Origin of the sequence: Arenibacter amylolyticus (assembly GCF_002150785.1) — a bacterium.
GTDB lineage: Bacteria > Bacteroidota > Bacteroidia > Flavobacteriales > Flavobacteriaceae > Arenibacter > Arenibacter amylolyticus.
Genome location: NZ_MTAZ01000004.1, coordinates 50480 through 65196 on the forward strand (window position 1 = coordinate 50480; position 14717 = coordinate 65196).

10 protein-coding genes and 1 tRNA gene are annotated in these 14717 nt (G+C 42.0%); 5 read left to right on the forward strand and 6 right to left on the reverse strand.

Annotation, left to right across the window (positions count from 1 at the left end):
• Positions 1-44: 44 nt before the first annotated feature.
• Positions 45-1826 (reverse strand): monovalent cation:proton antiporter family protein, encoded by a 1782-nt coding sequence (locus tag BV214_RS01015; protein ID WP_086475617.1) that lies wholly within the window; start codon positions 1824-1826, stop codon positions 45-47.
• A gap of 219 nt (positions 1827-2045) precedes the next feature.
• On the opposite strand from BV214_RS01015, the gene BV214_RS01020 reads away from it, so the two are divergent.
• Positions 2046-3911: a cation:proton antiporter gene (locus BV214_RS01020; protein WP_086475998.1), complete on the forward strand. Its 1866-nt coding sequence runs from the start codon at positions 2046-2048 to the stop codon at positions 3909-3911.
• Between the two features lie 95 nt (positions 3912-4006).
• On the opposite strand, the gene BV214_RS01025 is transcribed toward BV214_RS01020, so the two are convergent.
• The gene (locus BV214_RS01025; RefSeq protein WP_086475618.1) at positions 4007-4816 is read right to left on the reverse strand and encodes a glycoside hydrolase family 16 protein; all 810 of its coding nucleotides are present in this window, start codon (positions 4814-4816) and stop codon (positions 4007-4009) included.
• A 5-nt stretch (positions 4817-4821) separates the two neighbouring features.
• A complete protein-coding gene (gene lepA / locus BV214_RS01030; protein WP_086475619.1) occupies positions 4822-6618 on the reverse strand; it encodes a translation elongation factor 4 in 1797 nt (598 codons plus the stop codon).
• Between the two features lie 310 nt (positions 6619-6928).
• On the opposite strand from lepA, the gene BV214_RS01035 reads away from it, so the two are divergent.
• Entirely contained in the window at positions 6929-9337 is a 2409-nt protein-coding gene (locus BV214_RS01035; protein WP_140157698.1) for an outer membrane beta-barrel family protein, read from the forward strand.
• A gap of 61 nt (positions 9338-9398) precedes the next feature.
• Here BV214_RS01035 and BV214_RS01040 read toward each other — a convergent pair whose 3' ends face one another.
• Entirely contained in the window at positions 9399-10619 is a 1221-nt protein-coding gene (locus BV214_RS01040; RefSeq protein WP_086475621.1) for a CynX/NimT family MFS transporter, read from the reverse strand.
• Positions 10620-10832: 213 nt separating this feature from the next.
• Between BV214_RS01040 and dusB the strand changes: the two genes are divergently transcribed.
• A complete protein-coding gene (gene dusB / locus BV214_RS01045) occupies positions 10833-11831 on the forward strand; it encodes a tRNA dihydrouridine synthase DusB (protein WP_086475999.1) in 999 nt (332 codons plus the stop codon).
• 19 nt (positions 11832-11850) lie between these two features.
• Here dusB and BV214_RS01050 read toward each other — a convergent pair whose 3' ends face one another.
• The gene (locus BV214_RS01050; protein ID WP_086475622.1) at positions 11851-13059 is read right to left on the reverse strand and encodes an ABC transporter permease; all 1209 of its coding nucleotides are present in this window, start codon (positions 13057-13059) and stop codon (positions 11851-11853) included.
• A 2-nt stretch (positions 13060-13061) separates the two neighbouring features.
• A complete protein-coding gene (rbfA, locus tag BV214_RS01055) occupies positions 13062-13454 on the reverse strand; it encodes a 30S ribosome-binding factor RbfA (RefSeq protein WP_086475623.1) in 393 nt (130 codons plus the stop codon).
• Between the two features lie 386 nt (positions 13455-13840).
• Here rbfA and mce point away from each other — a divergent pair, with 386 nt between their 5' ends.
• A complete protein-coding gene (gene mce / locus BV214_RS01060) occupies positions 13841-14269 on the forward strand; it encodes a methylmalonyl-CoA epimerase (RefSeq protein ID WP_086475624.1) in 429 nt (142 codons plus the stop codon).
• Between the two features lie 176 nt (positions 14270-14445).
• Positions 14446-14519, forward strand: a tRNA-Ile gene (locus BV214_RS01065).
• The last annotated feature ends 198 nt before the right edge of the window (positions 14520-14717 follow it).

The window sequence follows — 14717 nt, forward strand, 5'->3', positions numbered from 1 at the left end:
TGGTTATTTAACATTTCAATTTATAGAATTAGCGGTAACTCCTACTATTCCAAATAAATAATCTTCTCATTCACACTAATATTTTCCTTAAAATGGAAGGGACGTTTATGACCCTGTTCGTCCATAATAAGAATAGGAAGGATGTCCTTATTTTTACCGTATTTTTTTACCCATTCCCTAGTAGTGCTATCTTCCTCTGCCTTTACTATTTGCTCTTTAAATTCATTGGCAGAAATTTTATAGGCCCAAGGGGTCAAATCTGTTTTACTTGCAAACAGGGAAGAGGCATCCATAGGGTCCAGTAAATTTAAGCCTGCAGCGTTTTCATCTGGAGAGATCAAAACCACCTTATTGGGGATATAGAAGGAATTATGAGCCAACTGGGTGGCAAGCATATTGATTTCGCTATTTCCCGTGAGCGCAATAAAGGTGTTTTTATCCTGGGCATTGGCCAGTTCAAAAGTGTCTTCTTTTAAGGCATTGCCGTAAATGGCATTCATCCCCATTTCCTTGGCCTCATTTACGAGGTCTTTATTAGAGTCTATCAAGACCACTTCCTGGTGTTCCTTCAGTTGGGATGCCATATAGCGCCCTAAGGGGTTTGCACCCAGAATAAGGTACCCCTTTCTTGAATCTTGCTTTACCAACTCCCCTCTTTTTCGCAACCAATTGGTAGTCCAGGTAAGGAATAAAGGGACGGTAAGCGTGGTGGAAATAGCCATAAATACCAAGATGGAAAATATTTCGGTAGTGATGATTCCCATTTGCAATCCAATGCCCGCTATAATAATTTCTACAGCCCCTCTTCCATTCATCCCAGTACCTATGGTAATACCTTCGCGCCATCCATGGCCACTAGGAAGATAGAATAAAGCAGTACCTACAATTTTTCCGACTACGGCACCTACAATGATTAAAATTAAAAGGGCAAGATCTGTTTGGAAGACTTCCAAGCTAACATGGAATCCGGCGGTGACAAAGAAAATAGGAGCTAGAAAACCTATAGACATGTCGTGAAATACCCCGGTAACTTCTTTAAAAACCTGACGGGGAAATACCCCATCCCTAATGAAGAGTCCGGCCATAAATGCTCCTAAAATCCCGTGGAGTCCGGCAATTTCTGCCAATTCTGAAAACAACAGGACAATAAGCACCATTATGGTAAAATGAAAGGTGCGGCTTATCGTCTTAAATTTGGACAATGCCTTGCCGATAAGTGGAAACATATAAATACCGATAATGACCGCGGCTGCAAAGAAGAGGATAGCCTTTCCGGCCACCCAGCTCAATCCGGCTGCATCTACACTACCCACGTCTACAAAACCGATGATTCCGGCAAATATTACCAATGCCAAAGTATCCGATATTAGGGCTCCGGCCATAAGAACATAGGCAATACGGGTGTCTAGTAATTTTAAATCTACTAAAATTCTACTTTTGGTAGCTAGGGAGGTTACCCCTACTGCAATACCCACAAATAGGGCGGCAATTTGGGTGCCATCAAAAATAATGATGGTATAGTATCCCAATACAAAGGGAACCACAAAGCCCCCTATAGCTGCAAGTAGGCCTGCCCATGAGGCTTTTCCTAAATCTTTAAAATTGATTTCCATTCCTATATAGGCCATGAGAAAGATGATACCCACTTCGGCCAAGGTGTCTAGAGCTGCAGAGGTTTCCAATAGGCCCAATAGCGCCGGACCAAGTACTATACCGATTAGAAGTTCGCCAAGAATGGGAGGAAACCCTACTCGTTTAGCTACCATACCGCCTGCCCAGGCAGCAAGTAAAACAAGTAGAAGATTTAATATTTGCAGTTCTGCCATAGGATACTAGATTTGAAAAGTAGGTCGGAAAAATACTTAAATATTGCTAATTGGCAAAGAAACCCTATAATATGTTAGGATTGTCCAACGGAATCCATTTACCCATATTGGCTTTGCAAATGGATCTTTATCAATAAGGGGATGCTAGTGAAGATAAGGTTTTTTCTGTTTTATTTTACATTTCTATGTAAGAAAACTTATCTTGTCCTAAAATATTATATGGTAGAACTTGCAGGAATAGTTGTTCTTGGTATACTGGCACAATGGGTGGCATGGCGATTTAAATTACCGGCCATATTGCCTCTTATTCTTATTGGTTTATTGGTAGGGCCCATTGCTACCTTGTTTACGGTGGATGGCACCAAATTAATTAGACCTATCTGGAATGAAAAGCAGGGCTTGTTTTTAGGGGAAAGCCTCTATCACTTTGTTTCCCTGGCCATTGGAGTGATACTTTTTGAAGGCGGACTTACCCTTAAGCGATCCGAAATATCCAGAGTAGGACCGGTGATTACCAAGCTGATTACGGTTGGCAGCATCGTCACCTTTTTTTTGGCGGGTGCAGCAGCACACTTTGTGTTTAACCTTTCCTGGCAAATTTCGTTTTTATTTTCTGCACTGATCATTGTTACGGGACCTACGGTTATTAGTCCCATTCTAAGAAATATTCCCTTAAAAAAAGATTTATCGGCCATCCTTAAATGGGAAGGTATCCTTATAGACCCTATAGGGGCCTTGGTAGCGGTCCTAGTGTTTGAGTTTATACGTATTGGGGAAGGACAGGGATATACTACTACAGGGTTGTTAGAGTTTGTTAAAGTGTTGCTGATGGGATTCACCTTCGGATTTACCTTTGCTCATGCCCTAACCCAAGTGATTAAGCGAAATTATGTACCGCATTATTTGTTGAATGTGGTGTCTTTATCCGTAGTACTTTCGGTTTTTGTGTTGGCAGAACTATTTGCGCATGAATCCGGACTGCTTGCCGTGGTGATTATGGGGATGGTGATGGGAAACACCCACCTGCCCAATATAAAGGAGTTGCTCTATTTTAAAGAATCGTTAAGCATTCTATTGATTTCCATGCTGTTCATTTTACTCTCGGCCAGTATGAATATATCGGAGTTGCAATTGCTGTACACTCCCAAAACCCTGATACTTTTTGCCTTGGTAGTTTTTGCGATAAGACCCATTGGGGTTTTCCTGAGTAGCATGGGCTCCAATCTTAATTTTAGGGAAAAACTATTTATAAGTTGGGTGGGTCCCAGAGGGATTGTGGCGGCAGGTATCGCCTCCCTGTTTGGTTCCAAATTGGTATTAAACGGAGAACCAGGTGCAGAATATATAACCCCATTGGTTTTTATGATTGTATTGGGTACGGTGCTGTTAAATGCATCTACGGCCCGACTCATAGCTAAATTACTGGGGGTATTTCTGGAAAAATCCGAAGGAATACTACTTGTAGGCGCCTCTTCCGTGGCTAGGTTGATTGGGAGCTATCTTAAAAAGAACAATAGGCATGTGGTATTGATAGATAATAACCAGACCAATATAGAACAGGCCAAAAAACTGGGCTTGGAAGCTATTGTTACCGATATATATTCCGATGCGCTTACCGATGATATAGAGTTGAGCGATATGGGTTACCTCATGGCTATAACCGGAAACTCGGACATTAACAAGTACGCGGTAGCTACTTTTAAAAAACAATTTGGGGAGAAGGGTGCTTTTAGGCTAATAGACTCCGAGGAGATGAACGACCCAGAGAACAATCCTAAGGAAGGCTTGTTTTCCCATACGGATGACTATATCAAGCTAACCGAAACCGCAAGGAGGTATCCCTCTATCAATGAAATTGAGTTAAAGGATAAGGAACACTACCAGGCCTTAATAGAAATTACGAAGGCAGATAAAGATATTGTACCTTTATTTTTTAAGGATGTGGATGGCGACCTAAAAATAATCTCCTCCTTTAGTACCGAACTAGAGGATATAGCCGAGGGAAGTAAGTTGGTATACTTGGGAAAAAAGATGGAGGCCGATGTAGGCGCCAATGGGGAAGAAGCAACGTCCCTTAAAGAGTAAGTTCCCAATGTATTATGGATGGCCTACGATTACGTACTAAATGTATTTTATAGTGGAGTTTCCAAGTAGTTGTACCCGTTTAGGAAATCATCTACTTATTGGTAGACTTTCACCCAATCTATAATCATTTGTACAGGGAGGTCCTCAGGAGCTACTTCTCCCACCCAGTTTCCGCCCAGCTGCATGTCCAACATAAAATAGAATGGCTGATCAAATGGCCATTGGCTGGGATCTACATCCGCTAATTTAGGATAGGTAAAAGTCTCTTTTCCGTTTAGGGTGAAGACCAATTTATCTGGGAACCATTCCAATCCATATACATTGTATTTTTCTGGATCAACAGCCACCGTGGTTGAATGTGGCGGAATGGAATTTTGTTTAAGTTCTAAGGTGTAGTAGGAGTGTATGGTCTGATAGATTTTATGCTCAAAGCTTAAACGCTCCATGATATCTATTTCCCCATTTCTTGGATAGGCCCCATATTTGGGTTGGTCTGCCAACATCCATAGGGCGGGCCATGCCCCTTGGGCGCTTTCCAATTTGGCTTTTATTTCTATTTTCCCGTATTGGAATGCAAATTTCCCTTTGGTAGATACGCCTCCGGTTAAATAAGGTACGGTATCTAGTGACCTATCGGGATTTACAATTCCCCGTAAATAGAGTTTTCCGTCTTTTATATGGATGCAATCTTCGTGTGGAGACATATAATTGCCCCAGTCTGCAGTATTTCTTTCTATAACGTTCCACTTCGCTGGATCCAAGAAATTTTCTTGGTCAAAATGTTCTTCCCAGATTAGTTTCCAGTCGTCTTCTTGAGAGGTGGTATGTTTAATGCCGCCACAACCCAGTATACATAATAGACCTACTAACAATAAGCTATAATGTTTCCAGGTGGTGGCAGTCATATCCCTTAGTCGTTCAATTTAAGTACAGCCATGAATGCTTCTTGTGGAATTTCTACGTTTCCTACCTGTCTCATTCGCTTTTTACCTTTCTTCTGTTTTTCCAACAGTTTTCTTTTCCTGGAAATATCCCCTCCATAACATTTGGCGGTTACATCCTTCCTAAGGGCTTTAATGGTTTCCCTAGAAATAATTTTGGCTCCAATAGCTGCCTGTATAGGAATATCAAACTGCTGTCTTGGAATCAATTTTCTAAGTTTTTCACACATTTTCTTACCAATGGTAGCGGCACTGTCAGCGTGGATCAATGCAGATAAAGCATCTACGGGCTGTCCGTTCAATAAGATATCTACACGCACTAATTTAGATGCCCTCATTCCCACCGGAGCATAATCAAAAGAGGCATATCCCTTTGAAACAGTCTTAAGCCTATCGTAAAAATCGAACACGATTTCTGCCAAAGGCATATCAAAATTAAGTTCTACCCGATCCGTAGTTAGATAGGTCTGATTGGTGATCTGTCCTCTTTTATCAATACAAAGGGACATTACGTTGCCCACATAATCTGCCTTGGTAATAATGGTGGCCTTAATATAAGGTTCCTCTACACGGTCTAGAGTGGAAGGGTCTGGAAGGTCCGAGGGGTTATTAACTATAATAGCTTCTTCTGGGTCCTTGCGGGTATAGGCATGATAACTAACGTTGGGAACGGTAGTAATCACCGTCATATCAAATTCCCTTTCCAATCTTTCCTGAATAATCTCCATATGGAGCATCCCTAGGAATCCACACCTAAATCCAAAACCAAGGGCCGCACTGCTTTCTGGTATAAATACCAAAGAAGCATCGTTTAGCTGAAGTTTCTCCATAGAAGCACGGAGTTCTTCATAATCCTCGGTATCTACGGGATAGATTCCTGCAAACACCATGGGTTTTACATCTTCAAATCCTTCAATGGGATTTTTAGTGGGACTGGCAGCATCGGTAATGGTATCTCCTACCTTTACTTCCCTAGCTTCCTTTATTCCGGTGATGAGGTATCCCACATCACCTGCTTTAATACTTTGTTTGGGATGTTGCGTCAATTTTAAGGTACCTACCTCATCAGCATAGTAATCCTTATTGGTAGCAACAAACTTTATCTTTTGACCTTTTTTAATTTCGCCATTAATTACCCTAAAGTAGGTTTCAACCCCTCTAAACGGGTTATAAACAGAATCGAATACCAATGCCTGTAGGGATTCGTCCACATTTCCTTTTGGTGCGGGGATTCGCTCAATAATGGCAGTTAAGATATCTTCTATCCCCAACCCGGACTTGGCCGATGCTGGGATCACTTCTTCGGGTTTACATCCTAGGAGTTCTACAATGTCGTCTGTTACTTCTTCCGGATTGGCACTGGGTAAATCTACCTTGTTTAATACAGGAATAATCTCCAAATCGTTCTCTAATGCCAAGTATAGGTTAGAGATGGTTTGGGCCTGTATGCTCTGTGCAGCATCCACAACCAATAAGGCTCCTTCACAAGCGGCTATGGAACGGGATACTTCATACGAAAAATCTACGTGCCCAGGAGTATCAATAAGGTTTAGGGTATATTTTTCGCCCTTGTATTCGTAATCCATTTGTATGGCATGGCTCTTAATGGTAATACCACGTTCCCGCTCAAGGTCCATACTATCCAATAATTGGTTCTGTTTTTCACGCTCGGTAACCGATCCCGTAAAATCCAACAACCTATCCGCTAGGGTACTTTTTCCGTGATCAATATGTGCAATAATGCAAAAGTTCCTAATGTTCTTCATCTATGCCTAATTTTCATTTGCTGAATTTGTCTCAGCATTTCCTAGTTCCATTTCCTTAGGTCTGATGCTAAGATGCTGCCCTTGACTGGAACTCATGGCAAAGATAGACTTTATCAACGATTTTTAAATTAAAATGTTACTCTCTCACTTGGTAGATTCCAATATTATTGCGTATTAAATCCATATTTTTTTCCCACTTGTGGTTTGCATGAGGCAGGAAGTTGATTTTTACTACAAAAAACTGCGCAGTGTCTTGCGAGCTATAAATAAAAAGCTAACTTTAACGTTTTTATAACATATCAAGTTTCTTGTGAAGACCCCTAGACTTCTTTTTTTCCCTCTGTTATTGTTAAGTACCTATCTCTACTCACAGGATTTTAAAATTTCTGGGACGGTAACCCACATGGAGGATTCAGAAATTTCATTTGCCAATATACTGCTCTATACCGCTGTGGATACTGCTTTTGTAAAGGGCTCGGTATCGGATGAATATGGCGCGTTTATTTTGGAACAGATCCCTGCGGCTTCCTATTTATTGCAAGCCAGTTATATGGGGAATAAATCGGAGTTTTTAGCCGTAGATCTTCAATCCGATTTGGAGGTAGGGAAGCTTTTGGTAGACAGTAAGGCCCAAGCCTTGGATGCCGTTGAGGTGATCTTTAAAAAGCCTACCATGGTACAGAAGGTAGACCGACTAGTATTTAACATAGCAAATACGGCACTTTCAGAATCTAGCCTCTGGGACGCATTAAATAGTACGCCCACGGTATTCATTATGAATAATGCCATCACCGTAAAAGGGGAAAAGGGGGTACAGATTCTCATAAATGATAAGAAGGTAAACCTTCCAGCAGAGGATATCCTAAATTTATTAAATGGAACTTCGGCCAATGGGGTGAAGTCTATAGAAGTAATTACTTCTCCTCCTGCCAAGTACGATGCCGAAGGAGGTACCCTGATCAACATAGTGATGAGTAAAAACTTATTGGCAGGTTATAACGGTGCAGTTTTTAATAGATATACCCAAGGAACTTTTCCACAGCATGTGCTGGGCTCCAATCATTATTTTAAAGGGGGGAAATGGGAAACCTATGTTAATTATAGCTTTAGTAGAAGAAAACGATTGGCCAATTATACGGATATCACGCATTTTATGGAAAATGGGAACATTACCGAATCATGGACCTCCAATCTAGAAAGTATAGACCATACCAAAAGACACAATGCCAGTATTTTTTTGGATTATAATATCGATGCCAACAATACCCTCAGTTTTTCATCTATTTCTGCCCTAACGCCCCAAAATAAGGGAAGGAAAAATTCGGAAACTATCATCCAAGAAACCGATGATCCCAATACTACTGGGTTTATCACTATCAACGATTCGGAATTTACTTCTGTAAATACGGCCTTCTATTTGGATTATGAGAGCAAACTGAACGATAAAGGGGCAGAGCTTTCCCTTAACGCCCACTATACGTTCTATGATTACGATAAAGATCAGGAATTAGATAACGATTTTTACGATGAATCTAGATCTATCGTCTATGAGAACGATTTTTCTACCACCAATCAGCAACGGACCAATTTGTTTAGCTTTCAGGCAGATTACAGCACCCCACTAGGGGAAAAGTCATACCTTGAGTCGGGATTTAAGTACGCCCTTACCAGTTCTAAGAGTCATATAGCCCAAGAGGGATTTGACCGTAACCAGCCAGGAATAGATCCTACGGAGGATGGTACCTTTATTTACGATGAGAATATATACGCCGCCTATGCCAGTATAGATACCCAATGGGAGAACTGGTCCTTTAAATCGGGGTTACGGGCAGAATACACTAGTACCTTGGGCGATTATAGCCTGGATAATCAGGAGATTGGAAATGATTATCTAGAATTGTTTCCCACCGTGTACGTGCAATATACCCCAGGGGAAAAGCATCGATTTGGTATCAACTTTAAAAGAAGCCTCATTAGGCCCTATTTTAATGATATTAACCCTTTTCAGGTTTTTCAGAGTAATAATTCCGTGGTGGAGGGCAATGTAAACTTGCAGCCTTCCTTTAAAAACTCCGCTATTTTTAGCTATACCTATAACAAGGATTACACCTTTGAACTATTTTATCGATATCACAAAAATTCCATTAGCCTATTTACGTTTCAAGATAATGAGAGCAAACTATTACGCTTTATTACAGATAATATAGATCGGGAACTGGCCTACGGGCTCGACTTTATCTACCGGAAGGAAATTCTTAGATCCTGGGACACCTATTTTCTGTCTTCTTATTTCTATGCCTCCGAACGTTTTATGGATAGGGATGCCACTACAAGCATAGACAATAATATGTGGACCTTGTTAGTGCAGTTTAAAAACAATTTTACCTTCCTAGAGGATAGCTCCTTGTCTGCAAACCTAAATTATACCTATGTTTCTCCTGTGGTTATCGGGAATTCTAGACAGGAGGCTTACAATATTTGGGAACTTGCGGTTAAAAAGAACTTATGGGACAAAAAAGCCACGCTTAGTCTCTCCATAAATGACCTCTTTAATCAGCTAGAATTGCATAATACCCGTAATTATGGCAATCAGCACAACATCTCTTATTACAGACCGGATAGTAGAACTATTACGGTAGGTTTTAGATATAATTTTGGGAATATGGGAATTAAAAACAACTACAAATACAAGGGTACCGCAGAAAGGGATCGCCTATAAGCCGTATTGTTGTTTGCCTTTTTACCGAACCAAGGGTGCTATTCATTCAATCTTTAGTCGCTTACACCTCCTTCGAAATATAGCGGTTTTTTGCCGAATTTAGTCCAACGATCAACAAAACAATGGCAGCCAACACCAAGGTGGCCAAGGGTACGTACCAATTGCCAGTAAGGCTAAAGAGCGCACCAAATACGGGCGGGCCACAGGCGGCAATAATGTAGCCTACCGTTTGCGACATGCCCGATAGGTCTGCCGCTTCCGTTGTGGTCTTGGTCCGCAGTACCATAAACATCATGGCAAGGGTAAAAGCCAAGCCCAAAGAAATACCGATGCTAATGACCGAGGGAACTATAAAATTGGTTTTTCCAAAAATGATTCCTGCCAAACCTAGCATCAGTAGGATAAAGGTAACCCATACTAAGGTGAGCTGATCCTTCATTTTAGCAGCAAGAATAGGACCAATGAGCATAATGGGCAATTGGGCCATTTGTATAAAGGAAAGTATCCATCCAGAGCGATCGGCATCCATCCCCCAATTTTGCAATACCGTGGGCAGCCATGCGGCCAAGCAGTAGAACAAGAGCGACTGTAATCCCATAAATATCGCAACATTCCACGCCAAGGTAGATTTCCAAAGGGTTTTGGAAGAAGATCTCTTGTGCTGCGCCTTATTTACTGGAGCGTTTTTTACTTGTGGATACCAAATAAATATGGCTAAAATGGCCAGTACTCCCCATATTCCTATAGAGCCCTGCCATCCCATACCGCTAGCCTGACCAATACGGATACTAAATCCGGCAGCTAGGGCCGAGGTAAGATTCATGGAAACTAAGTACATCCCAGTAACGATACCCACCTTGTTGGGAAACATTTTTTTAATGTAGGCGGGCATTAGTACGTTCCCCACGGTAATGGCGGCACCAATAAGGGCAGCGCCTAAAAAGAGGAAGGGTACATTGCCAACCGAACGCACAAACAATCCCAAGGCCAAGATAAACATGGAGTATAGCAAGAGTCTTTCCAATCCGGTTTTTCTGGCTACCCTAGGGGCAAATACGGATAGCAAGGCAAAGGAGATTAAGGGTATGGCCGTAAGGAGTCCTACAAAGGCCGGTGAAAGATGCAATACATCCGATATTTCGTTGATTACGGGTCCAACCGAAGTGATAGGAGCCCGTAAATTGGCAGCAATAAATAGGATGCCTAGGAGGATTAGCACTACTTCTAAACTTAATCTATACCCTATTTTATGTGCTATGCTAACATTGGTTTGCCCTTTCATAGTCTAATTGTATGCTTCAGAATTATAGAACCGACAAAGATACCTCTTAAAAATGGCCTAAGAGTTAAGGCTTCCTTAAAGCTTTTAAGGTTTGGTTTCTAGCCATTAAGCTAGTCGCACTTATTTTTTTTGACGGCTGATTTTCAGTTCCCTAGTGTAGGATTAGCGAATTTTTCTGTAATTTTGCAATCCAAAATTTATAAACGTACCGTTTTGCCGAAAATAGGAGACATAGAATTACCGGATTTTCCATTGTTGCTAGCGCCCATGGAGGATGTTAGCGATCCCCCTTTCCGAGCCCTTTGCAAGGAGCAGGGTGCCGATGTGGTGTACACGGAGTTTATCTCTTCGGAAGGACTCATCCGTGATGCCGCCAAGAGCGTCATGAAATTGGATATCTATGAAAAGGAGCGTCCGGTGGGCATTCAGATTTTTGGCGCCAACCTAGATTCCATGTTAAGATCCGTGGAAATCGTAGAGAAGTCGGGCCCAGACATTATTGACATCAATTTTGGCTGTCCCGTAAAAAAGGTGGTTTGTAAAGGAGCGGGGGCAGGTATCTTAAAGGATATAGACCTTATGGTATCTTTAACCAAGGCAATGGTAGAGCACACTAAATTACCGGTAACGGTGAAAACGCGTTTGGGTTGGGATCACGATTCTATTAAGATTGTTGAGGTTGCAGAAAGGCTACAGGACGTAGGTTGTAAGGCCATTTCCATTCACGGGCGTACCCGTGTACAAATGTACAAGGGGGAAGCAGATTGGGGACCTATTGCCGAGGTAAAAAACAACCAACGGATGCATATTCCCGTTTTTGGAAACGGAGATGTAGATACGCCAGAAATGGCTATGAAAATGAGGGACGAATACGGATTGGACGGCGCAATGATAGGTCGTGCAAGTATAGGTTATCCCTGGTTTTTTAAAGAGGTGAAACACTATTTTAAAACGGGAACCCACGCCGCACCTCCCACCATGGCAGAGCGGGTAGATGCTGCTAGGCGTCACTTGCAAATGTCTATCGACTGGAAAGGCGAAAAGCTAGGCGTATTTGAAACCCGCAGACACTATACCAATTATTTTAAGGGAGTTCCCAATTTTAAGGAATACCGGATGAAAATGGTGACCAGTGACCGCTCAGAAGACGTTTTTGCAGCTTTTGATGAGGTGTTGGATGTATTTGGAGAGTACGAGTTTGAAACCCCCTAAACATCGCTCAATCTAGCGATTACTGTCTAATTAACTTCTTATTAATACGGCTACTGGCAATCAGGGAGGCAAGGACTCCCAATACAAAGATGGTGGCTAGTACCACCAATACATTTAGGAAATTATATTCCACCGGATAGGCAAGGGTAGGGGTAATTTTAAGCCACCCCCATTGTATCTGGGAGGCAATCAATAAAGATCCCAGAAAGACGCCAATTAGTCCGCCAATTCCAGTAACCAACAGGCCCTGTAAGAAATAAATACGTCTAAGGGATTTAATGGTGGTTCCTAGATTATATAGGGTTTTGGAGTTTTGTTGTTTGTCCAATATCATCATAATAATAGCGCCTACCACGTTAAAAAGGGCGATGATAAGTACTAGGGTGAAAATGAGATAGGTGGCCAGGTTCTCGGTATTCAGCATTCGGTGCAAGGTACTGTTGAGTTCTATACGATCTTTTACCACCACCTGGTCAGAAAAAATAGCTGTAATTTCCTTTCTCAGATCTGAAATATTGGCCTTTGGTTGCAGTTTAAAATTGATGCCCGATAATTGGGTGCTGTCTTTCTCCAACAACGCCTGTACCAAGGGAAGATCGGCAAATAAGTATTTACGATCCAACTCCTCCTCTATTTGATAGATGCCACTGATGACCAAGGAAGCTTCGTTGTAAGAATCCTTTAGCTGCCGCTGTCCCAATAATCCCCCACCAGGTTTGGGGACCCGTATGAGTAACGGACTTCTAAAATTATTGATGCTTAACCCCAATAGGTTTGCAATGCCCTGGCCGGCGACCCCTTGTAGGGCATTGATTTCCCAATCCCCATAAAAATAAGCACTACTATCAATAGGGGTGGTTTTTAAGTACACAGAATCTATTCCCTTAATATAGGCAATGTGCGATTTATGATCGTGGGTAAGGTAGACTTTCTCTTCCAATTCCTTGGAATAGGCAATAACTCCAGGGAGCCCTTGGAGGGCCTTGTTCTGTTCCTCCGTAATATTGAAAAACTTACCGCTGACGGGTAGGGCTTTTAGGTCTGGATCTACCATATTGGTATAGGACAGGCTAAAAGTTTTTAGTCCGGCAAAACCCGAAAGAACAATAAACAGGGCTGCCGATCCGATAACGATTACCAAAAAGGTAATAAAATTGATAATATTCACCGCATTTTGGCTACTCTTGGAGCGCAGGTACCGCTTAGCGATGTAAAAGGGGAAATTCAATCTTAAGACTTTTTCCTTTTTTCCAATAAATCGGGGTTCTTAACCGGATTCTCCTCTCCCTTAAGGGATTTTTCAATACCATCTATATACTCCAGCGAATCGTCCAAAAAGAATAACAATTCGGGCACACGTCTTAATTGGTGTCTGGTACGTTGTGCTAATTCGTGTTTTATAATGGGCTCATTGGATTTAATTCCCTCCATCATTTCCTTGCCTTTATCGGCCGGAAAAATACTGAGATATACCTTGGCAATAGATAGGTCTGTGGTGACGGTAACTTTGGATACGGATATGAGCGTTCCTCTTAATCCTCCATCAGTCGCGGCACGCTGTAGAATATCGGCGATATCTTTTTGAATAACGCCGCCTATTTTCTTTTGTCTTTGTGTTTCCATACCGCAAAAATACGATATAAATGAATAGATTCTATCACTTTATTGGGATAAGCCGATGTTGAGCAGGGTTTGGAAAGCGGCAGTTAAAGGACGGGAAAGTGGTTTCCCTCAAATTCAGGATCATTTGGTTTATGGGCAAACCACTAAAAATGGAGCCTGGTTTTGAAAGTTGCCTATGTAATAAAGGGCTTAGGCGCTTATTCCCTGTAGTATTTTTATTAAATAAGAAGGAATTGTGGCAAAGGCTAGCCTTGCAACTCCCCTAGGAAAATGGGATATATTAGGTTTAAAAGTTGTATTTTTGATAGAAGGAAGCAACTACCATTGTGCTAGGATAGGCAATTGGGATAGGTGAAATTGTTTTTATTGGCTAAATTTATAGAAGAATGAAAAAAATAGAACACCTCGGAATTGCCGTTCACGATCTGGAAGCCTCCAATTTGCTGTTTGAAAAACTGTTGGGCGTATCCCATTACAAGATAGAAGACGTGGCCTCGGAAGGGGTAAGAACCTCATTCTTTGCGGCGGGCCCCAACAAGATAGAATTGCTGGAACCCACCAGTCCGGAGAGTCCCATAGCCAAGTTTTTGGAAAAAAAAGGAGAGGGCATCCACCATGTAGCTATTGCGGTGGACGATTTGGAAGCGGAAATAGCGCGACTCACCAAGGAGGGATTTACGGTATTGAACGAAAAGCCCAAAAAAGGAGCCGATAATAAATTAGTGGTTTTCCTGCATCCCAAGAGTACCAATGGGGTGCTTATAGAATTGTGTCAAGATGCCACTCCCCCGATAGATAAGTGGGGGATGGAGTGATTTTTTGGGTTCCGGGAACAGAAAAAAACAATAGTCACTTAAGTTTTTGTTGCAGTCTAGAAAAATAAATAGTAATATTGCACCCGCTTGCGTTTGGCAGGCCCGCAATTTTTGCGGTTCCTTATTGGATTTGTTGGGTGATCAGCCTCCCAATAGTAAGAATCAAGAAAGGAAATGGTCCTATAGCTCAGCTGGTTAGAGCACTTGACTCATAATCAAGGGGTCCCTGGTTCGAGCCCAGGTGGGACCACTTAAAGCGCAAAGCCCATATTTCGTAAGAAATATGGGCTTTTTCTTTTTGGAACAAGGGAAAACCGAAGGTTTACCCATTGGTACAAAAAGAAAAGGCAATGGCGTACGCCATGGGCTTTGCATTTTCAGGCGAGGTTGCCCTGGTCCATGCGCTTGCGCACTAACCCAGGTGGACCACAGAATTACGCTCCATATT